General features: G+C 63.4%; 26 protein-coding genes. 15 read left to right on the forward strand and 11 right to left on the reverse strand.

Annotated features, from left to right (window positions below):
• Positions 1-235: 235 nt before the first annotated feature.
• From NKI79_RS26450 to NKI79_RS26480, 7 genes are all read right to left on the reverse strand, one after another.
• Complete coding sequence (locus tag NKI79_RS26450) at positions 236-631, reverse strand: hypothetical protein (RefSeq protein WP_352805726.1); 396 nt, start codon at positions 629-631, stop codon at positions 236-238.
• A 265-nt stretch (positions 632-896) separates the two neighbouring features.
• Positions 897-1,928, reverse strand: coding sequence for a peptidoglycan -binding protein (locus tag NKI79_RS26455; protein ID WP_352465687.1), 1,032 nt, complete (start codon positions 1,926-1,928; stop codon positions 897-899).
• Position 1,929: 1 nt separating this feature from the next.
• Positions 1,930-2,955 (reverse strand): MotA/TolQ/ExbB proton channel family protein, encoded by a 1,026-nt coding sequence (locus NKI79_RS26460; RefSeq protein ID WP_352476085.1) that lies wholly within the window; start codon positions 2,953-2,955, stop codon positions 1,930-1,932.
• Between the two features lie 115 nt (positions 2,956-3,070).
• Positions 3,071-3,778 carry a PAQR family membrane homeostasis protein TrhA gene (gene trhA, locus NKI79_RS26465; protein WP_352805729.1) on the reverse strand — a complete coding sequence of 236 codons (708 nt, stop codon included), beginning with the start codon at positions 3,776-3,778 and terminating at the stop codon, positions 3,071-3,073.
• Between the two features lie 99 nt (positions 3,779-3,877).
• The gene (locus NKI79_RS26470) at positions 3,878-4,678 is read right to left on the reverse strand and encodes an inositol monophosphatase family protein (protein WP_352476087.1); all 801 of its coding nucleotides are present in this window, start codon (positions 4,676-4,678) and stop codon (positions 3,878-3,880) included.
• A 25-nt stretch (positions 4,679-4,703) separates the two neighbouring features.
• Positions 4,704-5,270, reverse strand: a complete 567-nt coding sequence (gene efp, locus NKI79_RS26475; protein WP_352476088.1) for an elongation factor P — start codon at positions 5,268-5,270, stop codon at positions 4,704-4,706.
• A gap of 139 nt (positions 5,271-5,409) precedes the next feature.
• Positions 5,410-6,267, reverse strand: a complete 858-nt coding sequence (locus tag NKI79_RS26480; protein WP_352476089.1) for a LysR family transcriptional regulator — start codon at positions 6,265-6,267, stop codon at positions 5,410-5,412.
• 112 nt (positions 6,268-6,379) lie between these two features.
• Here NKI79_RS26480 and NKI79_RS26485 point away from each other — a divergent pair, with 112 nt between their 5' ends.
• Complete coding sequence (locus NKI79_RS26485; RefSeq protein WP_352805733.1) at positions 6,380-7,396, forward strand: zinc-dependent alcohol dehydrogenase family protein; 1,017 nt, start codon at positions 6,380-6,382, stop codon at positions 7,394-7,396.
• Positions 7,397-7,439: 43 nt separating this feature from the next.
• Here the strand turns inward: NKI79_RS26485 and NKI79_RS26490 are convergent, their stop codons facing one another.
• From NKI79_RS26490 to NKI79_RS26500, 3 genes are all read right to left on the reverse strand, one after another.
• Positions 7,440-8,471: a tetratricopeptide repeat protein gene (locus NKI79_RS26490; protein WP_352476091.1), complete on the reverse strand. Its 1,032-nt coding sequence runs from the start codon at positions 8,469-8,471 to the stop codon at positions 7,440-7,442.
• Position 8,472: 1 nt separating this feature from the next.
• Positions 8,473-9,120, reverse strand: a complete 648-nt coding sequence (locus NKI79_RS26495) for a thiamine phosphate synthase (protein WP_352504940.1) — start codon at positions 9,118-9,120, stop codon at positions 8,473-8,475.
• Positions 9,121-9,225: 105 nt separating this feature from the next.
• Positions 9,226-10,110, reverse strand: coding sequence for a DMT family transporter (locus tag NKI79_RS26500; RefSeq protein ID WP_352805736.1), 885 nt, complete (start codon positions 10,108-10,110; stop codon positions 9,226-9,228).
• 134 nt (positions 10,111-10,244) lie between these two features.
• Here NKI79_RS26500 and NKI79_RS26505 point away from each other — a divergent pair, with 134 nt between their 5' ends.
• Both NKI79_RS26505 and NKI79_RS26510 read left to right on the forward strand, forming a co-directional pair.
• Positions 10,245-10,694 (forward strand): Lrp/AsnC family transcriptional regulator, encoded by a 450-nt coding sequence (locus NKI79_RS26505; RefSeq protein ID WP_254816455.1) that lies wholly within the window; start codon positions 10,245-10,247, stop codon positions 10,692-10,694.
• A gap of 94 nt (positions 10,695-10,788) precedes the next feature.
• Positions 10,789-11,559, forward strand: a complete 771-nt coding sequence (locus tag NKI79_RS26510; protein ID WP_352476094.1) for a sulfite exporter TauE/SafE family protein — start codon at positions 10,789-10,791, stop codon at positions 11,557-11,559.
• Between the two features lie 40 nt (positions 11,560-11,599).
• Here the strand turns inward: NKI79_RS26510 and NKI79_RS26515 are convergent, their stop codons facing one another.
• Positions 11,600-12,151, reverse strand: coding sequence for a DUF2269 family protein (locus NKI79_RS26515; RefSeq protein WP_352476095.1), 552 nt, complete (start codon positions 12,149-12,151; stop codon positions 11,600-11,602).
• Between the two features lie 580 nt (positions 12,152-12,731).
• Here NKI79_RS26515 and rcdA point away from each other — a divergent pair.
• The 12 genes from rcdA to pal all read left to right on the forward strand — a co-directional run bounded on the left by rcdA (position 12,732) and on the right by pal (position 21,773).
• The gene (gene rcdA, locus NKI79_RS26520) at positions 12,732-13,259 is read left to right on the forward strand and encodes a protease adaptor protein RcdA (RefSeq protein WP_352649028.1); all 528 of its coding nucleotides are present in this window, start codon (positions 12,732-12,734) and stop codon (positions 13,257-13,259) included.
• Between the two features lie 176 nt (positions 13,260-13,435).
• A complete protein-coding gene (gene ruvC, locus NKI79_RS26525; RefSeq protein ID WP_254816459.1) occupies positions 13,436-13,948 on the forward strand; it encodes a crossover junction endodeoxyribonuclease RuvC in 513 nt (170 codons plus the stop codon).
• 56 nt (positions 13,949-14,004) lie between these two features.
• Positions 14,005-14,274 (forward strand): AbrB/MazE/SpoVT family DNA-binding domain-containing protein, encoded by a 270-nt coding sequence (locus NKI79_RS26530; protein ID WP_352805741.1) that lies wholly within the window; start codon positions 14,005-14,007, stop codon positions 14,272-14,274.
• Positions 14,252-14,674, forward strand: coding sequence for a type II toxin-antitoxin system VapC family toxin (locus tag NKI79_RS26535; protein WP_352476098.1), 423 nt, complete (start codon positions 14,252-14,254; stop codon positions 14,672-14,674). Before NKI79_RS26530 ends, NKI79_RS26535 begins: the two co-directional genes overlap by 23 nt.
• Positions 14,675-14,687: 13 nt before the next feature.
• The gene (gene ruvA / locus NKI79_RS26540) at positions 14,688-15,308 is read left to right on the forward strand and encodes a Holliday junction branch migration protein RuvA (RefSeq protein ID WP_254816462.1); all 621 of its coding nucleotides are present in this window, start codon (positions 14,688-14,690) and stop codon (positions 15,306-15,308) included.
• A gap of 43 nt (positions 15,309-15,351) precedes the next feature.
• On the forward strand, positions 15,352-16,392 hold the full coding sequence (gene ruvB, locus NKI79_RS26545) for a Holliday junction branch migration DNA helicase RuvB (RefSeq protein ID WP_352805744.1): 1,041 nt from the start codon (positions 15,352-15,354) through the stop codon (positions 16,390-16,392).
• Between the two features lie 130 nt (positions 16,393-16,522).
• Positions 16,523-16,993 carry a tol-pal system-associated acyl-CoA thioesterase gene (gene ybgC, locus NKI79_RS26550; RefSeq protein ID WP_352805747.1) on the forward strand — a complete coding sequence of 157 codons (471 nt, stop codon included), beginning with the start codon at positions 16,523-16,525 and terminating at the stop codon, positions 16,991-16,993.
• Positions 16,994-17,288: 295 nt separating this feature from the next.
• Positions 17,289-17,999: a protein TolQ gene (tolQ, locus tag NKI79_RS26555; RefSeq protein WP_352489260.1), complete on the forward strand. Its 711-nt coding sequence runs from the start codon at positions 17,289-17,291 to the stop codon at positions 17,997-17,999.
• A 9-nt stretch (positions 18,000-18,008) separates the two neighbouring features.
• Positions 18,009-18,467 carry a protein TolR gene (tolR, locus tag NKI79_RS26560; RefSeq protein ID WP_352504951.1) on the forward strand — a complete coding sequence of 153 codons (459 nt, stop codon included), beginning with the start codon at positions 18,009-18,011 and terminating at the stop codon, positions 18,465-18,467.
• Between the two features lie 7 nt (positions 18,468-18,474).
• Complete coding sequence (gene tolA, locus NKI79_RS26565; RefSeq protein WP_352805750.1) at positions 18,475-19,632, forward strand: cell envelope integrity protein TolA; 1,158 nt, start codon at positions 18,475-18,477, stop codon at positions 19,630-19,632.
• A gap of 78 nt (positions 19,633-19,710) precedes the next feature.
• Positions 19,711-20,982 carry a Tol-Pal system beta propeller repeat protein TolB gene (tolB, locus tag NKI79_RS26570; protein WP_502909861.1) on the forward strand — a complete coding sequence of 424 codons (1,272 nt, stop codon included), beginning with the start codon at positions 19,711-19,713 and terminating at the stop codon, positions 20,980-20,982.
• Between the two features lie 284 nt (positions 20,983-21,266).
• Positions 21,267-21,773, forward strand: a complete 507-nt coding sequence (gene pal / locus NKI79_RS26575; RefSeq protein ID WP_352476106.1) for a peptidoglycan-associated lipoprotein Pal — start codon at positions 21,267-21,269, stop codon at positions 21,771-21,773.
• Positions 21,774-21,861: the final 88 nt, after the last annotated feature.

The raw sequence follows: 21,861 nt of genomic DNA on the forward strand, positions 1-21,861 counted from the left end.
CCCGCCCCAACCGGCGGTTTCCCTTTACAACGCCTCCGCCGGGGTCGGGGGCGCGGCCGCCGCGTTTTCGGGCGCGGCGACGGCGGGCCGTAAAGTCCTGTTCATCCGAACCGTGCCGGCAGTGCTGGCGCTGATTGCGCAGGCGTTGGGCTAGCGCATGATTCCCTGAACCGAAAGCTGGACAAGGATCATGCGCAAAAATCAATTGCCACAGCGCCGGGCGCTGCGGCCGGTTTCAGCCGCCTGGATAGGTTGGGCCATAGCCGTTCGGATAGTATCCGCCATCGGCGCCGTTGCCGATGAGGAAGGCACTGCCGGTATCAGCGCGCAGCTTTTGGCTGACATCGTCGAGCTGCGCCAGCAACTGCTGATCTTGCGTGCTCGGCATCGTTCCCTCGCGTGCGGCCCTCTCGGCGGCCCGGTCGAGTTGAGCGACCTGCGTGCGCAAGTCACGCGCCTCGCCCGGCTCGAGCTTGTTCGCCTGGATGGCGCCCTGGATACCTGTCTCCACGCTCTGGATCTGATTGATCAAGGCCGTCTCGCGTGGGCCGGCGTAAGCGCCGGCAAACGGAACGAGGAGAAGTGTGGCGAGCGCAGCGGTCCTAAAATTCCTGGGGGCGAAGAAGCGCATGGTTGCGTCTCCTTTACTGCGGAAGGCGGTGGTTGGGAAGGGGCCCTGCCTTCCGGCCGCGGGCCGTCAGGTTCCGTCGCGTCGCGATGAGCGGTTCCACCGCCGGCGGTTCTCGTCCCATGACCAAGGCTAAAAGGCCACGGCGGCAAAATGTAATTAAAAAAGGTAATTTTTTCAGCTCTTGCCGCTGCCGCACCAGTGCACTAAATGCCGCCGACTTGAGCCGGCTCGCCCTGGCGCATGATATAAGCCAAAGGCTTGCAGATCACCGCTCGGTCAGCTTCAGCTCGATACGGCGGTTTTTGTTGCGCGCCTCTTCGGTATCGGCGGGGTCGAGCGGCTGGAATTCGCCGAAGCCGGCCGCGACCAGCCGGTTGGCCGGCACGCCGTTCTCGATCAGGAACTTGACCACCGAGGTCGAGCGCGCCGTCGACAATTCCCAATTGTCGCGGTAGCGGCCGGTGCCGGAGAGCGGCTTGTTGTCGGTGTGGCCATCGACGCGCAGCACCCAGTTGATCTCCGGCGGGATTTCCTTTTGCAATTCGATGATGGCATCGGCAAGCTTCTTCATCTCGACCTTGCCGGCATCGTTGATCACTTCGGAGCCGGTCGGGAAAAGCACTTCCGACTGGAAGACGAAGCGGTCGCCGACGATACGGATGTTCTCGCGGTCGGCGAGAATTTCACGCAAGCGGCCGAAGAAATCGGACCGGTAGCGGTTCAGCTCCTGCACGCGTTGCGCCAGTGCGACGTTGAGGCGGCGGCCGAGATCGGCGATCTTGGTGTTGGATTCGCGGTCGCGCGTTTCGGACACGTCGAGCGCTTGTTCGAGCGCTGCGATCTGCTTGCGCAGCGCCGAAATCTGCTGGTTGAGGATCTCGACCTGGCTCAGCGCCTGCTGGCTGATCTGGCGCTGGCTGTCGAGCTCGCCGGAAAGGGCCGTTGCGCGCTGGTTGGCGGCATCGCCGGCACCGGCGCCTTGCGCCAGCAATTGCTCGAGCCGGCTTTTTTCGGCCTCCGATGCGGATAGCGATGCCTGCAAATTGGCAAGGGTGTCTTCCTTGTCCTGTGTCGTCGAGCGCTCCAGCGCCAGAAGCTGGGTCAACTCATTGATCTGCGAGTTGAGGCGGTTGAGCACCGTGTCCTTGCCGGAGATCTCGCGGCCGAGCAGGAATTGCGCCAAAACGAAAACCGTGAGCAGGAACATGATCGCCAACAGCAGCGTCGACAGCGCATCGACGAAGCCCGGCCAGTAATCGATGCGGCGGTCGGAGCGCCGGCCTCGCGCCAACGCCACGTCAATGCACTCCGGGCTTCTTCAAGGCGTCGGCGATCTTCTCCAGGGTGTTGCGCATCGCCTTCTGCTCGTCGGACTGGGCCTCGACCCAGTCGCGCATGATCTGCTGTTCCGAGCGCATGTTCTTGACCAGGCCGGAAATGCCGTCGGCGAGATTGGCCATGGCAGTGGCCACGCGCGGATTGGAGCCGCCGCCATTTTCCTGCAGAGTGCGCAGTTTTTCCGACAACAGCCGGATTTCCTCGGAGGGTTCGGTCCTCGCCGCGTCGGCAACGACGATGTCGGAGGACAGGTCGGTGACCGAGGACAGCCAGTTTTCGAGTTCGGTATAGAAGCGCGTCTGGGCGCGGCCGGCCTGCAGGTCGAGGAAGCCGAGCACCAGCGAGCCGGAGAGGCCAAACAGCGAGGACGAGAAGGCGGTGCCCATGCCGGCCAACGGCGCGGAAAGCCCCTGCTTCAGGGATTCGAGCACGGCGGCGGCATCGCCGGTGCCGGGATCGAGCGACTCGATGGTTTCGCGGATCGAGCCGATCGTGTTGAGCAGGCCCCAGAAGGTGCCGAGCAGGCCGAGGAACACCAGCAGTCCGACAAGGTAGCGCGACGTGTCGCGGCTTTCGTCGAGGCGGGTGGCGATCGAATCCAGCATGGTGCGCATCGAACTGGTCGAGAAGGCAATCGTCGAGGAGCGGCCGATCATCGCCTTCATCGGCGCCAGCAGCACCGGCTCGGTTGTCTCGGAACCGGCGCGGAACGAGTTGACCCAGCGCACCTCGCGGAACAGCCGGCCGACCTGGACGAAGGCCAGCAGGATGCCGACCGCAAGCACGCCGATGATCAGGCCGTTGAGACCGGGATTGGTGACGAAGGCGGTCGAGATCTGGCGCGTCAGGATGGCGGCGATAAAGGCCACGATGAACAGAAAGATCACCATGGTCAGCAGAAACACCTGCGGGCTCGACAATTTGTGCGGATCGTAGATCAGAACGTCGGAGCGCCTGCCCATGCCGAAGGATCTGAGAAGAGTCATCCGTGCCCCGTTTCCGATGCCGTCGCCGCCGATCAATTTGTGTTTGCGACTCTAAACGGAATTGTGACGAAATTGAATGGCGCTTGGCAATATTGCCACTGTCCGCGACCGGAGGTCAAAGCCGGTTGATGACCAGGCAGTCGACCATGGCGGCCAGATGCAGGCCGGCGCCGGTGACGACAAAGCCATGCCACAGCGCATTGTGGAAGCGCAGGCCCTTCCAGGCGAAGAAGATCACGCCGCAGGAGTAGACGATGCCGCCGGCAACGATGAGCGCGATCGATGTCGCCGGCAGTGTCCGCACGAGCGGCTCCACCAGAACGAGACCGCTCCAGCCGATGGCTAGATAGAAGACGATCGCCAGCCGGTCGAAACGGCCGGGAAGAAAGACCTTGATGGCGATGCCGACCGCTGCGGCGGTCCAGACCAGGACGATCATCGAAACGGCCAGCGGCGAGCCGCCGAGCTGGGCCAGGAAAGGCGTGTAGGTGGCAGCGATCAGCAGGTAGATCGCGGCATGGTCGAAGCGCCGCAATATCCATTTTGCCGGCGACGACACCGGCCAGACATTGTAGGCCAGCGAAATTGACAGCACGGTGAGCAGCGAGACCACATAGAATGCGGCGGCGACATATTCGCCGGGGCCGGTTCGATCGGCGGCCAGTGCCAGCAGCGTCGAGCCGGCAGCGATCGCCAGCACGATGCCCACGGCGTGGACAATGCCGTCGGCGATGATCTCGGCGCGCGAGTAATGCCAGCGCCCCATGAAGGGAATGTCGAGCTGGGAGAATTCGCTCTCGGATTTGGGCCGGCTGTTCGTCATCGATGATCCTGCGTCGCCTTATCTGGGCGGCCGCGGGCGAGTATTTCAAGCTTTGGTTGCGGTTTTGCGACTGCGGCGCTTCAGCGCGGCGCGCCTCTATCAGCTGGCTGAGAGTGGCCTTTTTATGGTCTTCAACAACGCGCGCTGGATGAGTTCGTTGCCGGCAACCAGCGAACCGGCGTTCAGCGCGTCCTGTCCCCCGGCGAAATCGGAGACGAAACCGCCCGCCTCGCGGATCAGCAAGATGCCGGCGGCGACATCCCAGGCCGACAGGCCGGTTTCCCAGAACCCGTCCATGCGGCCGGCGGCGACGTAGGCGAGATCGAGCGAGGCGGAGCCGAGACGGCGGACGCCAGAAACCTCGGCCATGACATTGCGCAACTCGATGAGGAAATTGCCGTGCTGGCCACGCCCGAGATGCGGCATGCCGCAGCCGATCACCGCATCGACCAGCTTGGTACGGCCGGCGACGCGCAGCCGGCGGTCGTTCATGAAAGCGCCGCCGCCGCGCTCGGCGGTATAGAGCTCATCCATCGCCGGATTGTAGACGACGCCGGCGACGATCTGGCCCTGGCGCTCCAGCGCGATCGAAACGGCAAAGAGCGGAATGCCGTGCAGGAAATTGGTGGTGCCGTCGAGCGGGTCGACGATCCAGCGGTGCTGGCCGTCGTCGCCCTCGATCACGCCGCGTTCCTCCATCAGGAAGGCGTAGCCGGGCCGCGCCTTCGACAGTTCGGCAAAGACGATGTCTTCGGCCTTGCGGTCGGCCTGGCTGACATAGTCGCCTGGCCCCTTCATCGAGACCTGCAGGTTCTGCACTTCGCCGAAGTCACGCGACAGGGAGCGGCCGGCCTTCATTGCGGCCTGGACCATGACATTGAGGATCGCGGAACGCGGCATTGTGTTTCTTCCTGCTGCCCGCGCTTTAGTCGGCGCGGCGCACGTAAGTGATTTCGTTGGTATCGACGATGATGCGCTCGCCCGAGCCGATGAACGGCGGCACCAGCACGCGGATGCCGTTTTCGAGTATCGCCGGCTTGTAGGACGAGGCTGCCGTCTGGCCCTTCACCACCGGGTCGGCCTCGGAGATGGTCAAGGTGACATAGTCGGGCAGCGAAATGCCGATCGGCCTTTCGTCATAGAGCTGGACCGTCACCATCATGCCGTCCTGCAGGAAGGCGGCGCGATCGCCGACGAACTCCTTTTGCAGTTCGAGCTGCTCATAGCTTTCGGTGTCCATGAACACCAGCGCGTCGCCCTGCTCGTAGAGGAAAGAAAAATCCTTCAGATCGAGCCGGATCTGCTCGACCGTTTCGGCCGAACGGAAGCGCTCGTTGAGCTTGGTGCCGTTGATCAGGTTCTTGAGCTCGACCTGGTTGTAGGCGCCGCCCTTGCCGGGCTTGACGGTGTTGGTCCTGACCGCCACCCAAAGGCCGCCATCGTGCTCGATGACGTTGCCGGGACGGATTTCGTTGCCATTGATCTTGGCCATGGTGAGGTGATCCGGAAATGAGATGATCGCCGCAAACGGCAATTTGGCGCCTCCAAGACCACAAATCGCCAGCAGAGGCAAGGAGCGCCTTTCAGGTGAAGCGGGAACGAAGCTGGCCCGGCAGCGCGGCGCGGCAGCCTCAGTCCGTCCCGACGGTTGCGGTGACCGCCCCGGTCACCGCGTCGGCAACCTTTCTCAAAAGATGCAGGTGCGGCGAACGCAGCACGACAATTCGCAGCGACAGCTCGAGGCCGGGAGCGTCGACCAGGGCAATACCCTGCGGCAGCTTTTCCCGCAGCAGCCGCTTGGGCAGCAGGCCAAGGCCTTGGCCTCGACGAACCCAGTCGATCTGCAGCGCGCTGTCCTGAATCTCGGCGCCGACGATCAACCTGTGGCCGCCCTCGGCAAGGGCAGCCGCCAGCCGCCGGCGCGCGTCGCAAGGTTCAGGGCTGAGGACCCAGGGCATGGTCTTGACGTCAACTTGCCGGCCGGTGTTTTCGGCAGCGATGATGCCGAGGGGCTCGGTTCCGACAACACCGTCGCCGGCTTTGGAATTGCTGCCGTCCAGGATGAAGGCGAGGTCGAGCTGTCCGCGCTTGTGCTGGTCGGCCAGCTCAAGACTCCAGCCGCTCTTCAGACGCAGCGAGACCTTCGGAAACCGCGCCACGGCATCAGCAATAGCGGCGGCCACAGCTTTGTCGCAAAGTCCATGCGCGAGGCCGAGCCGCAGCAGGCCCTCCGGTTCGTCGCCCTTGGCGAATGATCTCAGCGCGTCGACCGCAGCGAGAATGTGCTTGCCGCGTGCCAGCACTTCTACGCCGGCCGGGGTCAGTCGTGACGGTTTCAGCCGGCGGTCGAGCAATTCCGTGCCGAGCATTTCCTCCAGCCGCTGGATCTGACGGGTGACGGCCGGCTGCGTCAATGGCAGGCGTCGAGCCACCTTCTGAATCGAACCCTCCTCGGCAAAGAGGGCCAGTGTTTTCAGTTCTTCAAGCACGATACACCCGAACATGTCATAGAAGCATAATTATTCTGAACATTATGAATTTGAAATCGGATGGATGGCAAGCGATTTTCCTCCGGCAGGACCCAGCTGGAAAGGAACGACGATGAAAGCGATCGAATTGCGGAGCCCGGGCGGCCTGGAGAACCTCAAAATGGTCGAGCGGCCGATGCCTGAACCAGGGCGCCAGGAGATGATTGTGAAGGTCAAGGCCACGGCGCTGAACTACCGCGATGCCGAGATCGTCCGCGGCAGCTATCACACGAAGTTTGCATTGCCGCTGGTGCCGCTGTCGGACGGCGTCGGCGAAGTCGTTGCCATCGGCGCCGAGGTCAGCCGGTTCAAGATCGGCGACCGGGTCTGCGGCACGTTCTGGCAACGCTGGGTCGGGGGCAGTTTCGCGATGGCTGAGCCCTCCTATCAACGCGGCGGCCCAATCGACGGGCTGCTCAGCGAATTTGCCCGGCTCGACGAACAGGCGGCGGTGCTGGCGCCGGCCAATCTGAGCGACCTCGAAGCAGCGACGCTGCCATGCGCCGGCGTGACGGCATGGCACGCGCTGTTTACGGAGGGCAGCGTCAAACCCGGCGACACCGTGCTTTGCCTCGGCACCGGCGGCGTTTCGCTGTTTGCGGTGCAGTTCGCCGCCGCTGCCGGGGCGCGCGTCATCGTGACGTCGAGCAGCGACGAGAAGCTTGCGCGGGCAAAGCAACTTGGCGCGCAGGATGGCGTGAACTATCGCAGCGTCCCCGACTGGGCATCGGCCGTGCTGGGATTGACGGATGGCCGCGGCGCCGACCATATCATCGAGGTTGGCGGACCGCAGAGTTTTGCACAATCCCTGAGGGCAGCGGCGCGCGGCGCCCAGATCAACGTCATCGGCTATCTCGGTGGCAGTGACGGCGCCATCAACCCGCTCGACATCTTCCGCCGGCAGGTCCGGGCGCGAGGCATACCGGTGGGCTCACGCGAATCCTTCGAGGCGATGAACCGCGCCATTGTCGTCAACCGGTTGAGACCGGTGATCGACCGGGTTATGCCGTGGAACCAGGCCGCCGAAGCCTTTCGGTACCTTGAACACGGCTCGCCCTTCGGCAAGGTCGTGCTCGATCATACGCAGTGAGCCCGCCTGACGAGCCCGGGTGCGATGAGTCGCGAGATCGCGATCAGGGCAGGCGGTTGGCCCGTTGCAGCGCCTGCTGTGTCTGCTCGTCGGTCAGGCCCTGCAGGAAATCGTCCATTTCTTGGTCGATGAGCCCGGCGCGGCGGGCGACAACATACCAGGCGCCGGCTAGGATCAGATCCGGATCGGTGCCGATGCCGTTCATGTAGAGCTTGGCGAGACGGTTCTGGGCAGCGACATTGCCGCCTTCTGCGGCCTGCTTCATCCAGTTGAAGCCGGATTTCAGGTCGCGTGCGCCGCCGCGCCCCTCGATCATCCAGGTGGCGAGATCGATCTGTGCGGTGTCGTAGTTCTGCCGCGCGGCCTGTGCCAGCAGGCCGCGGGCGCGGACATCGTCGCGCGGCTTGCCACCGGCGCCGTTGGCGTAGACCTGTGCCATCGCATATTGTGCGTCGGCAAGCCCGGTCGCGGCAGCGCGCTCGTAATAGGATACGGCTTTGGCAATACCGGCATCGCCGGGCTCCTGCTCGACCATCAGCTGCGCAAAATTGAACTGCGCCAGGCGATTGCCGGCCTCGGCGGCGGCCTGCATCAGCGCATAGGCTTCCTTTTCGTCCTTTTTGACGTAGCGGCCGTCGAGCAGCATCAGCGCATACTGGAATTGCGATTCCGGCACGCCCTGCTCGGCGGCAAGCGCATACCACTTCGCCGCCCCAGCCGCGTCGACCGGCACGCCGAGGCCGCGCGACAGTATCTCGGCCACCAGCGTCTGTGCCGCCGGATCGCCGTTTTGAGCACGGGAAAGCGCAAGATTGTAGGCCGTCTTGTAGAGCCCGCGCTGAAAGGCGCCGTAGGCGGCGTCGGACGGCTTTGCGCCGAAGCGGTCGGGGTTGATGGTATCGGCCGACGGCAACGGGGCGGTGGTGGCGGGCTGCGGCAATTGTGCGGCGATCGGCTTATCGGCAGGTTCGCTGGAATCCGGCCTGGGCTGCGGTAGCGGAACGGGTTCCGCCGCTATCGCCTGCGTCACGGCCGTTGCAAGAAAGGCGCTGAAAAGGATTTTCCGCGAGAACACGTCAGTCCTCGAAGCGCGGCGCGGTTTCGTCGAGCAGCGCGTTGGCGGCGGCAACCGCCGTCTTCGGATCGGCGCCGTCGGCGAAGACGGCGCTGGACAGCGCAACGAATTCGGCACCGGTGGCGGCGACCGCTTCCACCGAGGCAAGATCGGATCCGGCCATGACGATGCAAGGGATCTGGATCACGTCCGCCCACCATTGCCCCAGCGACAGGTTGCGCGGGTGCGGCTCTGGCTTGTTGTCGTAACCGAAGCGGCCGAAGAAGATGTAATCAGGCCTGAGCTCGCCGAGTTCCAGCGCATCGTCGCGGGTCTTGGCGCCGCCGGTGCCGACCATCATCCTGGCCTGGAAATGTTCGATCGTTTCGGCGAGCTCGTCCTTGCCGACCTCGACATGAATGCCGTCGGCCTGGACGCGGCCGGCGATGCGGGTGTCGCCGGCAATGATGACGGCAATGCCGGCCGCTTGCGCCACCGGCACGATCTGCTCGGCAAAGGCCTGGAAGGCGGCCTCGTCCATACCGTTTTCCGGCAGGATAAGCGAGGCGACGTCACCGCCGTCGAAGGCCGCGGCGATGCGCTCGGCCGGCACGTTCGGCGGCGCGATCAGCACGATACGGCAGCGGTTGGGCGGCGTTGCGTCATTCATTGGTGTTCGGTCCCGGTTATCGCCTATGCCGGGCGAAGATGGTTGCATTGCGGCATAGAGCAAAGTGCGGGAGTTGAACAGGCGGCAGGGCGTCGCTTGCGGGCTCTAAGCGGGCACTTTCGATTTCCACAGCGACCAGCCGAGATTCATGCCGGCGGCGGCGACCAGGATGGCGGCGGCGCCGACGATCTGCGCCGGCTGCAGACGATGACCGAAAGCGACCACGTCGACGAGGATGGCGACGACGGGATAGATGAAGGACAGCGATCCCTGCAGATGCGTCGGCAGCTTCTGGATGGCGCCGTACATGAGGATGTACATCAGGCCGGTATGGACGATGCCGAGCGTCGCCAGCATGCCCCAGCTCCGCGCGTCGGCGGGAATGTGGGTGAGATTGGCGAAGGGTGCCAGCATGACAACGCCGACACAGACCTGGATCAAGGCGATCAGGTGCGGCGGCGTGCCTTTGAGTTTCTTGGTGATGATAGCCGCAACGGCCCAGAAGAAAGCCGCGGCCAGCGCCATCGCAATGCCGGTAAAGTAATCGGTACCATGATCGCCTGCATCGGGCGCGGCCTGCACGATCAGCAGCATGCCGGCGAAGGCAATGCCGAGCCAGGTCAGCTTGGCCATCGTCAGCCGTTCAGAGAAGAAGAGCGCGCCAAAACCCACCAGCATGAAGGGCTGCGTGTTGTAGACAGCCGTGGCGATCGAGATCGAGGCACGCGAAAACGCGCTGAACAGCAGCAGCCAGTTGATAACGATGGCAGCACCGCCGAGAGCCGCGATCGCGACAATGCGAAGCGACAGCCTGCCGCGCAGCAGTCCCAGCGCCGCGCAGATGATCAGCAGCGTTACCGCCCCGAAAGCACAGCGCCAGAACACCACGTCCATGATGGGCTGGCCGGAAAGGACGACGAACCAGCCGATCGTGCCGAGGATCGCCATCGCCGCCGTCATCTCGATCGTGCCGCGTACCGTGTTGTCCATGGATGCTCCCGAAACTTTGTTTGAGATTTCATAATCCCACAGCGAATCTGGTCTTTCCATGACTTGTAGCCGGTGATATGCAGGAAGAACCTCATTAAATTAGGTAAAAATGGGATTTTTCCTGGAATTGCAAAATGCTGGACGATCTCGACAGAAAGCTCCTCGATATCCTGGTCAAGGATTCACGGACCTCGCTGAAGGAACTGGCGCTGCAGGTCGGGTTGTCGTCGCCAAGCGTTTCGGAGCGGCTTCGGCGGCTTGAGGATCGCGGCGTTATCCGCGCGTTCACCATCGACGTCGATCCGCAGGCGCTCGGCTACGCCTTGCAGGCGATCGTTCGCATCCGGCCATTGCCGGGCAAGCTGCACATCGTCCAGAAGCTGATCGAGGAAATCCCGGAATTCGGCGAATGCGACAAGGTGACGGGCGATGACTGCTTCGTTGCCCGGCTGTTCGTCCGCTCGATCGGCGAGCTCGACGGGATTCTCGACCGCATCGCCGACAAGGCCGAAACCAGCACCGCCATCATCAAGGCGCAGCCGATCCGGAGACGCCCGCCGCCGCTCGACATGCCAAACATGTGACGGGTTTCGGTGCCGTGGTCCACATATTTGCGGTCGCGGTCCGATCATTTCTGGTCTATTCAGAGGTCACTTTCCCTCCAGCCTCCTTTCCCTCATGTCAGGCCTGCTCGTCGATCCCTGGTTCTATGCCGCGGCCATTCCGGCCGTCATCCTCGTCGGCCTGTCGAAAGGCGGCTTCGGCGGCGCCGTCGGTTTTGTCGGCGTGCCGTTAATGGCGCTGACCATGCCGCCGGTTCAGGCTGCCGCAATCCTTCTGCCAATTCTGTGCCTGATGGACATTGTCTCGGTGTGGACATGGTGGGGCATCTTCGACCGCAAGATGCTGGCCGACATGATGCCGGGCGCCGTGATCGGCATCGCCCTCGGCTGGCTGACGGCGGCACTTGTAACCGAAGAGATGGTGCGGCTGATCGTCGGCGCGGTTGCCTTTATCTTCGTGCTGCGCTGGCTCTATTTGCAACTCCGCCACGGTGCCGGCCACGCAGCGGAGCCCAACCGCGTCGCCGCCGGCTTCTGGGGTACCGTTGCCGGGTTCACCAGCTTCGTCGCCCATGTCGGCGGCCCGCCTTTTCAGGTCTATGCGCTGCCGATCAGGCTCGATCCGAAGGTGCTGTCGGGCACCGCGGCGATCTTCTTCGCCGTCACCAATGCGCTGAAGCTCATCCCCTATTTCGCGCTCGGCCAGTTCGACACCACCAATTTGACCGCGTCGGCGGTGCTGATGCCGCTGGCGCCGCTGTCGACAATCGCCGGCGCCTGGCTGGTGCGGCGGATGCAGCCGGAACTGTTCTATCCCTTTACCTATGCGACCGTAGCGGTCGTCGCGGTCAAGCTTCTGTGGGACGGCATCGCCGGCCTTCTGTAAGACGGCGGCCCCAGTCGGCCGCCGCCGGATTCCTTAAACCTCAGGCGGCACTCGGCAGCAGCGGCCGCGTCCTGCCAAGCGCCAGGGCAACGCCAGTTGCCAGCACGAACGCCATGCAGCCCAAAATGGTGATGTCGTGCAGCGTCGGCTTCAGCACCATGTCTGCGATGATCACCAGCATCACCGAATAGTCGAAGCGCGCGGCATTGAGGACGCGCTGGCCCTGGGCAAGCACTGCCGGCGTCACGCCATCCTTGGCGATCATGCCTGCCATGCGGTCGGCAGTCGGCTTGAAGACGAACATGCCGATGCAGAAGGTCGTCGCATAACCGGCAAGGCCGATCAGCACCCACAGATCGGAAAAGCCGACCCAGAAGCCGCACATGATGAGGCCGAAGAGCAATGTCAGCATCGACATCGGCGCGAAGAACCGGTTGCCGAGCTCGCCGGTGGCGCGCATCGCCTGCAGCATGCCTTCGACGTTTCCGGCACGGTCGGCGCGTACCGCAAGCAGCATCAGCGTGAAGCCGCCGCCGACCCAGAGGATCGCCGAGACGATGTGCAGAAATTTAACGACCGAGTACCAGTCCATTGTTCGCTCCTTGAGAGATTTTCATGATTGCCGGAGCGCAAGGTTTGCTCCGCCTCGTTGCGAGGAGCGCGGCGTTTAGCGCGTCGCCTGTTTCGGAACGATGTCGCGCGCAGTGCCGCTTTGTTTCGGTATGTCGGCCACGATCTGGAGGAACCATGGCGCAAGCGCGTCGCCCCCGCTTCCAGCCAGTGGTGTGAACGCCGCTCTGGCCGGTCAGCTGTGCTGTTACGGCACAGATGCCGGGCCCTTGATCGAAAAATATGCGCTGCGTTAAGGCTTCGTTAAGCTTTACAGGCGTTTACTATGTCCATCCAGTGATCTGGATTCTTACCGAGTGGTTGGAGCCACTTTGTTTGACGCCTCCCTGTTAAACTCCTGAGAGCCGCCTTATCCGCGGCTCTTTTTTTGTTCGCAGGCATGGACGTCTAGCGGCTAAATGCGGCCGTTAACCGTTTGTTAAACATGTGCTTGCCTTCGCCGGCAGCGAAGCGCATTTTCAAGCTTCAGTCGTTTAGGCTGCCGGATGTGGCAGACCAAGAGCCGAATCGGCCGGCTTTGAGGCAAGTGCAGGGGCGTAGCAATGAACGAGCCTTCGAAGGCTGGCGCGAAAACCATCAAACTGGCGGAGCGCCGGGTTTTCTCCCAATCCTTCAAGCCGCTCTATCAGGAAGGCATGGGCCTGGTCGAGCAGGCGGCCGAGTATCTCGACGGCAAGGGCCGCGCCGAGGCCAAGAAGCTGTCAAGGCCGGCGGCGACGCTTTATGCGGCCGAATCGATGCGGCTGACCACCAGGCTGATGCAGGTCGCCTCGTGGCTGCTTTTGCAGCGGGCGGCGAATTCCGGCGAGATGACCCGCGATCAGGTGGCCTCAGAAAAATCCAAGGTGCGTCTCGACACCGCCTCGGCGCATGAGGAGGCGCCCGGCTGGGCCGAACTGCCGAACGATTTCACCGACCTCGTCAACCGCTCGCTGCGCCTGCAGGCGCTGGTGCGCCGCATGGACGAGGAGATCTATGGCAGCCTCGCCGAGGTGCCGCCGTCGAGCCGTCGCGTCAATCCGGTGTCCGACCAGATCACGCTGCTCAACACGGCTTTCGCCCGCGGCTGAGAGACCGTTTGATAATTCTACTCCGACGGACACCTAAGGCCGCCTCGGTTCTCGAAAATCACGCCATCTGCCTCGTCAGAGCGAATCTCAAACAGCCTGCGCGACGTAGCCAGCCCTCGTTTCTGGTTTGTTCACATTTCGCTGGCATCGCTGTTCCCCGAAGGTAGACTTGACGGATGGGGGAAGCGATTCGCATCATCGGCATCGATCCAGGGCTGAGGCGCACCGGCTGGGGCATAGTCGAAAGCCTCGGCAATTCGCTGCGCTTCGTCGCTTCCGGCACGGTGCGGTCCGACGACAAGGCCGCCCTGGCGATGCGTCTTTGCCAATTGCACGACGGGCTCGCCGAGGTCCTGCATGCCGCGATGCCGCACGAGGCGGCGGTCGAGCAAACTTTCGTCAACAAGGACGCCGCAGCGACGCTCAAACTCGGCCAGGCACGCGGCATCGCCATGCTGGTGCCGGCGCGTGCCGGCCTTGTCGTTGCCGAATACGCGCCAAACGCCGTCAAGAAGGCGGTGATCGGCGTCGGCCATGGCGACAAGAAGCAGATCCACATGATGGTCAAGGTGCTGATGCCGAAGGCGACTTTCGACAGCGACGACGCCGCCGATGCGCTGGCCATCGCCATCTGTCACGCACACCACCGGCAGAGCATCGCCTACAGGCTGGCGGCGCTGGTCGGATAAGTTTGTTCTTGACTTGTTCTCAGGTCGGCAATAAGTAATACCGACGAGGTATTACCATGCGCGTTACCACCAAGGGGCAAGTGACCATCCCGAAGGAGATACGGGATCATCTGGGTATCGGCCCAGGTTCGGAGGTGGAGTTCGTTCCCACCGAGGACGGCGCTCGTGTCATTGCGGTCAACGAAAACATGTCGCAGGAGGAAGCCTCGCGCAGATTCAGCCAGACGCTCGACCGTATGGCCGGTACGCTGGACCTAGAGGGCATGACGACGGACGAATATATGGAATGGCTGAGGGGCCCGCGTGAAGACCTCGACATTGATTGACACAAATGTCTTGGTCGACGTTTGGGGTCCTGCCGGACGGGAGAGGAAGTGGTCGGCGTCGGCAATTACCGCATGCCGGCGCGACGGCGCGCTTGTCATCAACACAATCGTCTGGTCCGAGCTCGCGCCGCTGATTGCAACGGAGAAGGCCCTTCGCCAGGCAGCCGACATGCTCAAGATCGAGCGTGAATTCCTGCCGTGGGAAGCAGCCTTCCTGGCCGGTGTTACACATTCCCGCTATCGCAGCGCCGGCGGCCTCCGCGAACGAACGCTGCCGGATTTCTTTATTGGAGCCCATGCAGTTGTTGCCGGGCATCGCCTGCTGACGCGCGATGCCGCGCGCTATCGCAGCTACTTCCCGGACCTCGATATCATCTCTCCGGAAACCCACCCGGCATGATCGGCAAGCTCAAATGATCGGCAAGCTAAAAGGCACGCTGGACGAGATCGACGAGGATTTCTGCATCGTCGACGTGCATGGCGTCGGCTACGTCGCCTATTGCTCGGCGCGTACGCTGGCGGCATTGCCGCAGCCGGGCGAGGCGGTGGTGCTGTTCATCGAGACCTACGTACGCGAGGACATGCTGCGGCTCTATGGGTTCCAGTCGGTGCTGGAGCGCGAGTGGTTCCGGCTGTTGATGAACAATGTGCAAGGCGTCGGCGCCAAGGTGGCGCTGGCCATCCTGTCGACGCTGGCGCCGGCCGATCTCGCCAATGCGATTGCGCTGCGCGATATCGCCATGGTCAGCCGCGCGCCCGGCGTCGGCAAGAAGGTCGCCGAGCGCATCGTCACCGAGTTGAAGAACAAAGCGCCGGCCTATGCGGGCACCGCCTCCGGCACCATCGGCTTGAAGCAGGAGCTCGGTGAGGGCGTTGCCTCGGCGCCGATCACCGACGCCGTCTCGGCGCTGGTCAATCTCGGCTATTCGCGCGACACCGCCGCCAATGCAGTCGCAGCGGCGCTGAAGACGGCAGGTGAGGAGGCGGACGCATCGAAGCTGATCCGCTTCGGGCTGAAGGAGCTCGCACGGTGAGACGTTGCTTGTCCCACACCTTGCCCTGTGCAAGGAAGGCGACATGAGCCTTTCGCCACGCCTCATTGCTCCCGATAAACGCGGCGAGGACGCCGAGCAGACCTTGCGGCCGCAGACGCTCGGCGACTTCGTCGGCCAGGCGGCGGTGCGGGCCAATCTCAAAGTCTTCATCGAGGCCGCCAAGGGCCGCAGCGAAGCGCTCGACCATGTGCTGTTCGTCGGCCCGCCCGGCCTCGGCAAGACGACGCTGGCGCAGATCATGGCGCGCGAGCTCGGCGTCAATTTCCGCTCGACCTCGGGTCCGGTCATCGCCAAGGCCGGCGATCTGGCGGCGTTGCTCACCAATCTCGAAGACCGCGACGTGCTGTTCATCGACGAGATCCACCGGCTCAACCCGGCGGTCGAGGAAATCCTCTATCCGGCGATGGAGGATTTCCAACTCGACCTGATCATCGGCGAGGGGCCAGCGGCGCGTTCGGTCAAGATCGACTTGGCCCGCTTCACGCTCGTCGCCGCCACCACCCGGCTCGGCCTGTTGACCAACCCGTTGCGCGACCGTTTCGGGATTCCGGTGCGGCTCAATTTCTACTCGGTCGAGGAACTCGAGCAGATCGTGCGGCGCGGCGCCCGCATCCTTGCCATGCCGCTCGGCGACGACGGTGCCTTGGAGATCGCCCGGCGCGCGCGCGGCACGCCGCGCATCGCCGGCCGGCTGTTGCGCCGGGTGCGCGACTTCGCCAGCGTTGCCGGCGACGGTCATGTCGACCGCAAGGTCGCCGACGAGGCGCTGACGCGGCTGGAGGTCGACGGGCTCGGCCTCGACGCGCTCGACCGCCGTTATCTGTCGATGATCGCCCGGAATTTCGGCGGCGGGCCGGTCGGCATCGAGACAATCGCTGCCGGACTGTCAGAGCCACGCGATGCCATCGAGGACATCATCGAACCCTTTCTGATCCAGCAAGGCTTCATCATGCGTACCCCGCGCGGCCGCGTGCTGGCGGCCAATGCCTGGCGGCATCTCGGCCTCGACGCGCCGAAGGACCTGGCGCAGCAGCAGATCAGCCTGTTCCAGGAAGAGCCCTAAGTTCCGCTACTTATGGCTTTGCTGCTGGCAGTTCCCCGGCCCAGCCCTCCAGGTCTTGATCATCGCCGGTCTATGCGCAAAACAGGTGGTGCCAAAACAGATGCTCGTCGGGGGCCAAAAGGACAGCGCAATGGACGATCACAGTGAATCGGCGTTGTCCGCCGGGCTTTCCGGCGCGCTGACGGAATTCGGCCATCGATTGATGGCGCGGGTCTATTATGCAGACACCGATTTTTCCGGCGTCGTCTACCACGCGCGCTATCTCGAATTCTTCGAGCGCGGCCGTTCCGACTATCTGCGGCTGGCCGGCGTCCACCACACCGAGCTTGCCGACGGCAAGCATGGCGAGAGAATTGTCTGGGTGGTGCGGCGCATGGAGATCGACTTCCGCGGTTCGGCCCGGATGGACGACATCCTGACCATCGATACGCGCACCGACGAGATTTCCGGCGCCCGCATCGTCATGGCGCAACAGTTGAAGCGCGGCAGCGAAGTGCTGGTCGAGGCGCGTGTCGAAGCGGCGATCGTCGGCGAGAACGGGCGGCCACGGCGCTTTCCCAAGGACTGGATCCCAGCCTTCATGCCCAGAACGCGCAAATAAGGGCTCAGAGGCGGACGATCCGGAGCTCCTGGTCGGGGCGAGGATCGCCGGGCGGCTCGTCGGGGCGCGGCAATGCGCCGCGCTGTACGTCATAACCCATCCTTAACCATAACGGTCCATGAAGGGATTGGTTAAGATTGGGAGAATCCAAGCGCCTTCCTTTCACCAATATTTGCCCCGAAAAGGCCGCCAACGGTGCATTTGGGGTTATTCCGCAAGCCTAACGCGAACGGACCACAAGGGATGCCCATGGGCCAGCCGCCAGCCACGCCCGGAAAATCTTTAAGGACGTAACATGGAAAACATCGCTCTCGCCGACCCGGGCGCGCATTTATCGATTTGGGCCTTGTTCATGCAGGCCGGTTGGGTGGTCAAGCTGGTCATGATCGGCTTGCTCTGCGCCTCGATCTGGACCTGGGCAATCATCGTCGACAAGCTCGTCGCCTATGCCCGCATGCGGCTGGCGCTCAACCGCTTCGAGCAGGTGTTCTGGTCGGGACAGTCGCTGGAAGAGCTTTACCGCACGCTCGCCGACCGCAAGACGACCGGCATGAGCGCGATCTTCGTCGCCGCCATGCGCGAATGGAAGAAAAGCTTCGAGAAGGGCGCGAAATCGCCGCTCGGCCTGCAGACCCGCATCGACAAGGCGATGGATCTGGCGTTGACCCGCGAAATGGAAAAGCTGGAAGGGCGGCTCGGGTTTCTCGCCACCACCGGCTCGGCGGCGCCCTTCATCGGCCTGTTCGGCACCGTGATCGGCATCATGACCTCGTTCCAGGCGATCGCCGCCTCGAAGAACACCAGCCTGTCGGTGGTCGCGCCCGGCATCGCCGAAGCGCTGCTGGCGACAGCCATCGGCCTGCTCGCCGCCATCCCGGCCGTCATCGCCTACAACAAGCTGTCGTCGGACGCGAGCAAGATCGCGGTGCGCATGGAAGGGTTTGCGGATGAGTTCTCCGCCATACTCTCGCGCCAAATCGATGAAAAAGTCGCGCAGAAGGCCTGAGGAACGATCATGGGAATGTCCGTAAGCGCAGGTGGCGGAGGACGCGGTGGGCGCGGCCACCGGCGGCGCGGCCGCCATCACGCCTTGATATCGGAGATCAACGTCACGCCGATGGTCGACGTGATGCTGGTGCTGCTGATCATCTTCATGGTCGCAGCACCCTTGCTGACGGTCGGCGTGCCGATCGACCTGCCGGATACGCAGGCCAAGGCGATGAACGCCGATACGCAGCCTATAACCGTGTCCATCAACCCGGCCGGTCAGATTTACCTCCAGGAAACCGAGATCCCTGTCGAGGAGCTGGTGGCGAAGCTGCAGGCGATCTCGAAGACGGGCTATGACGAGCGCATTTTCATCAGGGGTGACAAGGCGACGGATTACGGCACGGCCATGAAGGTGATGGCCCGCATCTCGGCTGCCGGCTACAAGAATATCGGCCTGGTTTCACTGCAGGAACAGGATCAGTAGACGCAAGATGAGGACCGGCCTCACCACATCGGTGATCTTGCATACGGTGGCGATCGCCTTCGGGCTGTTCACGTTGTCCTCGCCGCCCGCGATGCCTGCGTCCGATGCGGAATCGGTGTCGGTCGAGATTGTGCCGATGGAAGCGACGGCACAGGTCCTGCAAGGCGACAAGAAGGCGGTGATGCACGACAAGCCGGCGCCGCTGCCGACACAGCGTCCCGACATCGTTCCCGACGCCCAGAAAATCGGCGATAACAGCGTCGACACCGACAAGCCGCCGACACCGGAGCCCAAGCCCCAGCCAGTCGATATGACGGCGGCTCCGCCACCAGCGCCGACGCCGGTCGAAAAGCTCAAGCCCGAGGACGTGCCGAAGCCGAAGGAAGAGCCGAAGCCTATTCCCGCTACCGAGGTGGCGCCGGTGCCGCAGCCGAAGGAAGAGGTCAAGCCCGAGCCTGTCGAGCAGACCGAGCCCAAGCCGACGCCGGCGAAGGAACCGACGCCCACGCCACCGCAGGACAAGACTGCCGCGATCGATCCGCAGCCCGAGGTCAAGCCGGATGCCGTCGCCGAGGCGATTGCCAAGCAACCGCCGACCGAGGAGGCGCAGCTTCCGGACTCGGCGCCAGCACCCGAGGCTCGGCCGAAGCCGCAGCCGGCCCAGGCCGAAAGCGCCAAGGCGCCCGAGCGCAAGGATGCCGACAAGCCGGTCAAGGAAGCCTCGTCCAGGCCGAAATCTGAAGACAAGCAGTTCAACGCCGACGAGATTTCGGCTCTGCTCGACAAGCGGAAGCCGTCCGGCGGCGGCGCCAAGCGCTCGACCCAGCAAGCATCGCTCGGCGGCGACAAGGATCAGGGCCAGAAGCTTTCGAAATCGGAGCAGGGGGCATTGGAGGCCCAGCTTAGTAATTGCTGGACCCTGCCGGTAGGGGTCGAGGGTTCGGAGAATTTCGTGGCTGTGATCCAGTTCAACCTGGACGCCTCCGGCAAGCTGGATGGCCGGCCTACTGTCGAAAAATCGAGCGGAAACCGCCCGTTTGACGAAAGTGCAGTGCGCGCGGTTCAGAAATGCGACATGGCCGGCCTGCAGGTTCCGGCGGGCAAGCAAGACATCTGGTCCGACGTTCGGGTCACTTTTGACCCCAGGGAGATGCTCGGTCTTTAGGCCCAGCGCTCACAGAATCAGCGAAAGAAGCGAGAAGACATGAAATCCATCCTCAAGCCGCTCCTGACGATCGCAGCGATGGCGCTGGGTATGACTGTTGCTGTCACCCTGCCGGCGCGGGCGCTCGTTGAGCTCAACGTCAATAAGGGCAATGTCGAGCCGTTGCCGATCGCCATCACGGACTTCCAGGGCGGCGATGCGCTCGGCGCCGAGATTTCCGGCATCGTCAGTGCCGACCTGAAACGCTCCGGGCTGTTCGCGCCGATCGACAAAAGCGCTTTCATTGAAAAGATCTCGAACCCGGATGCCACGCCGCGCTTCGAAGACTGGAAGGTGATCAATGCGCAGGCGCTGGTCACCGGCAGCGTCGGCAAGGAGGCTGACGGCCGCATTCGCGCCCAGTACCGGTTGTGGGACACGTTTGCCGGCCAGCAGATGTCGGGCGAGCAGTTCTTCGCCAACGACGCCAATACCAGGCGCGTCGCCCATATCATCGCCGATGCGATCTACGAGCGGCTGACCGGCGAGAAGGGCTATTTCGACACGCGCGTTGTCTTCATCGACGAGTCCGGTGCCAAGAATGCGCGCAAGAAGCGGCTTGCCATCATGGACCAGGACGGCGCCAACGTCCGCTATCTCTCGAACGGCAGATCGATCGTGCTGACGCCGCGCTTCTCGCCGAACCGGCAGGAAATCACCTACATGTCCTACGAGAGCGGCCAGCCGCGGGTTTACCTTTTGCAGATCGAGACGGGGCAGCGCGAACTGGTCGGCAATTTCCCCGGCATGACGTTTGCGCCGCGCTTTTCGCCGGATGGCCAGAAGGTAATAATGAGCCTTCTGCGCGACGACGGAAATTCCAACATCTTCGCCATGGACCTGAGAAGCCGCTCGACGACCAGGCTCACCAATTCGACCGCCATCGATACCTCGCCATCCTACTCGCCTGACGGCAGCAAGGTGGTGTTCACGTCGGACCGCGGCGGCCGCGCGCAGATCTATGTGATGGGCGCCGACGGCTCGGGCCAGACCCGCATCTCGTTCGGCGACGGCGTCTATTCGACGCCGGTGTGGTCGCCGCGCGGCGATCTCATCGCCTTCACCAAGCAGACCGGCGGCGAATTCCAGATCGGCGTCATGCGCACCGACGGTTCGGGTGAGCGCATCCTGTCCACCGGCTTTCAGCAGGAGGGGCCGACCTGGGCACCCAACGGCCGGGTGCTGATGTTCTTCCGTGATTCCAATGGCGGACCAAAACTTGTTTCGGTCGATCTCACCGGCCGCAACGAACAGCCGATCCCGACGGCGAACTTCGCCTCGGATCCGGCCTGGTCGCCGCTGCTGGAATAGTCCCGGGCAAGGATGTTCTACTTGAGCATCCTTTGTTCCCAGTTGCACGCCGGCAACGGTGCCCGAAAAGCGCCGTTTCCGGCCTTGTTTTCACCCCTTGGTCGCGTTTTGGCCGCATTTCCGCCTACGGTCCGCGCTCATTGTCGCCCTTGAGTAGCCCTCGGCAGAACGGTTGCGGACGGCAGCCGAAACCAAATTTTAACCGTGTTTCTTGAGCGTCGGTTAACCCAAACGTGGTTACTGGACGATCAATGAAATCACTCGAATTGCGAAGGAGAGGCGGCATGGGCCGTATCGCAGCACTTACCACAAACCCGGTCATGATCGCGCTGGTCGCGATACTCGCGATCACCGGTTGCGCCTCGAAGAAGACGCCGAACAGCGCCGCCGATCTCGGCCTCAACGGCGCCGGCGCGGCAACGCCCGGGTCGGCCCAGGACTTTACCGTCAATATCGGCGACCGCATCTTCTTCGACACCGATTCGTCCTCGATCCGCGCCGACGCGCAGACGACGCTGTCGCGCCAGGCGCAGTGGCTGAACCAGTACAAGCAGTATGCTATCGTCATCGAAGGCCATGCCGACGAGCGCGGCACGCGCGAATACAATCTGGCGCTCGGCGCCCGCCGTGCTGCCGCCACCCGCGACTTCCTGGTCGCCAAGGGTGTTTCGGCGCAGCGCCTGAAGACTATTTCCTACGGCAAGGAGCGTCCGGTCGCGGTTTGCGACGACATCTCCTGCTGGTCGCAGAACCGCCGCGCCGTGACCACACTGAGCGGCGCCGGCTCCTGATCGGCAAAAATGCAACACTTGATGCGAAAGGCGGCCGCAGGGCCGCCTTTTTCGTATCTGCTCGCTCCAAACAAAATTTGGCCGAAGT

The organism is Mesorhizobium sp. M0340 (genome assembly GCF_040321535.1).
Classification (GTDB): Bacteria; Pseudomonadota; Alphaproteobacteria; order Rhizobiales; family Rhizobiaceae; genus Mesorhizobium.

Bases quoted from the DNA above. Each gene is read 5' to 3' on its own strand.
- NKI79_RS26505 (WP_254816455.1), top strand. From the start codon at position 10,245: ATGCTGGACGATCTCGACAGAAAGCTCCTCGATATCCTGGTCAAGGAT.
- NKI79_RS26485 (WP_352805733.1), top strand. From the start codon at position 6,380: ATGAAAGCGATCGAATTGCGGAGCCCGGGCGGCCTGGAGAACCTCAAA.
- tolQ (WP_352489260.1), top strand. From the start codon at position 17,289: ATGGAAAACATCGCTCTCGCCGACCCGGGCGCGCATTTATCGATTTGG.
- ruvB (WP_352805744.1), top strand. From the start codon at position 15,352: ATGAGCCTTTCGCCACGCCTCATTGCTCCCGATAAACGCGGCGAGGAC.
- pal (WP_352476106.1), top strand. From the start codon at position 21,267: ATGGGCCGTATCGCAGCACTTACCACAAACCCGGTCATGATCGCGCTG.
- rcdA (WP_352649028.1), top strand. From the start codon at position 12,732: ATGAACGAGCCTTCGAAGGCTGGCGCGAAAACCATCAAACTGGCGGAG.
- NKI79_RS26470 (WP_352476087.1), bottom strand. From the start codon at position 4,678: ATGCCGCGTTCCGCGATCCTCAATGTCATGGTCCAGGCCGCAATGAAG.
- tolA (WP_352805750.1), top strand. From the start codon at position 18,475: ATGAGGACCGGCCTCACCACATCGGTGATCTTGCATACGGTGGCGATC.
- NKI79_RS26495 (WP_352504940.1), bottom strand. From the start codon at position 9,120: ATGAATGACGCAACGCCGCCCAACCGCTGCCGTATCGTGCTGATCGCG.
- ruvC (WP_254816459.1), top strand. From the start codon at position 13,436: ATGGGGGAAGCGATTCGCATCATCGGCATCGATCCAGGGCTGAGGCGC.
- ybgC (WP_352805747.1), top strand. From the start codon at position 16,523: ATGGACGATCACAGTGAATCGGCGTTGTCCGCCGGGCTTTCCGGCGCG.
- NKI79_RS26515 (WP_352476095.1), bottom strand. From the start codon at position 12,151: ATGGACTGGTACTCGGTCGTTAAATTTCTGCACATCGTCTCGGCGATC.
- ruvA (WP_254816462.1), top strand. From the start codon at position 14,688: ATGATCGGCAAGCTAAAAGGCACGCTGGACGAGATCGACGAGGATTTC.
- NKI79_RS26530 (WP_352805741.1), top strand. From the start codon at position 14,005: ATGCGCGTTACCACCAAGGGGCAAGTGACCATCCCGAAGGAGATACGG.
- tolR (WP_352504951.1), top strand. From the start codon at position 18,009: ATGGGAATGTCCGTAAGCGCAGGTGGCGGAGGACGCGGTGGGCGCGGC.
- NKI79_RS26500 (WP_352805736.1), bottom strand. From the start codon at position 10,110: ATGGACAACACGGTACGCGGCACGATCGAGATGACGGCGGCGATGGCG.
- tolB (WP_502909861.1), top strand. From the start codon at position 19,711: ATGGCGCTGGGTATGACTGTTGCTGTCACCCTGCCGGCGCGGGCGCTC.
- efp (WP_352476088.1), bottom strand. From the start codon at position 5,270: ATGGCCAAGATCAATGGCAACGAAATCCGTCCCGGCAACGTCATCGAG.
- NKI79_RS26450 (WP_352805726.1), bottom strand. From the start codon at position 631: ATGCGCTTCTTCGCCCCCAGGAATTTTAGGACCGCTGCGCTCGCCACA.
- trhA (WP_352805729.1), bottom strand. From the start codon at position 3,778: ATGACGAACAGCCGGCCCAAATCCGAGAGCGAATTCTCCCAGCTCGAC.
- NKI79_RS26510 (WP_352476094.1), top strand. From the start codon at position 10,789: ATGTCAGGCCTGCTCGTCGATCCCTGGTTCTATGCCGCGGCCATTCCG.
- NKI79_RS26460 (WP_352476085.1), bottom strand. From the start codon at position 2,955: ATGACTCTTCTCAGATCCTTCGGCATGGGCAGGCGCTCCGACGTTCTG.